This window comes from Leyella stercorea (assembly GCF_021531355.1).
Classification (GTDB): Bacteria; Bacteroidota; Bacteroidia; order Bacteroidales; family Bacteroidaceae; genus Prevotella.
Genome location: NZ_JADYTS010000201.1, coordinates 1 through 529 on the forward strand (window position 1 = coordinate 1; position 529 = coordinate 529).

Sequence of the window (529 nt, forward strand, 5' to 3'; positions counted from 1 at the left end):
CAAGTTCGTTGTCCGTCATGCGCTGATAAACCACCATGCCGTAGAATGGTTTCAGATTTCCATTCTCATCGGTTGCATCGCCCAGTTTCTGCATGGTGTACATTTGCAAATAATTTGACTCTGTTTTTGTGAGGAGTAAAACTTGCATATAGCGGCTTTGCATACCTTGACTTGCCGAACCGCGCATGATGAATCCTGACACAGCATAATAAAACCATTCTGTCTTGTTATATGACTTACCATCGGTATCGCCATGGTGGAAACCTATCAGATGACCGCCTGACTCAAACCAATAATCCATATATCCACCGCCATAAACTGTCTTGCGGTAGTCTGTTTGTGAAAGTCTGCCGTTATCCTGCACTTTATACATGCCTATGACTTTCCATCCATAGCCCTTTACCTTATTTTCAACGTCAGCAGCACTTACGGGCTTTAATCCTTTAAACACACAGCATCCATCGTTGTTAATAGTATAAGTCTTATCAAACAGATTGTCATAGTCTGTATCTGGTCTGTTAGGTTCGTC

Annotated in this window: 1 protein-coding gene; it reads right to left on the minus strand. The window is 42.3% G+C overall.

The features are described from left to right. Nucleotides 1-451: hypothetical protein (locus tag I6E38_RS15070; RefSeq protein ID WP_235394738.1), on the minus strand; the 451-nt coding region annotated here is incomplete at its 3' end. Nucleotides 452-529: the final 78 nt, after the last annotated feature.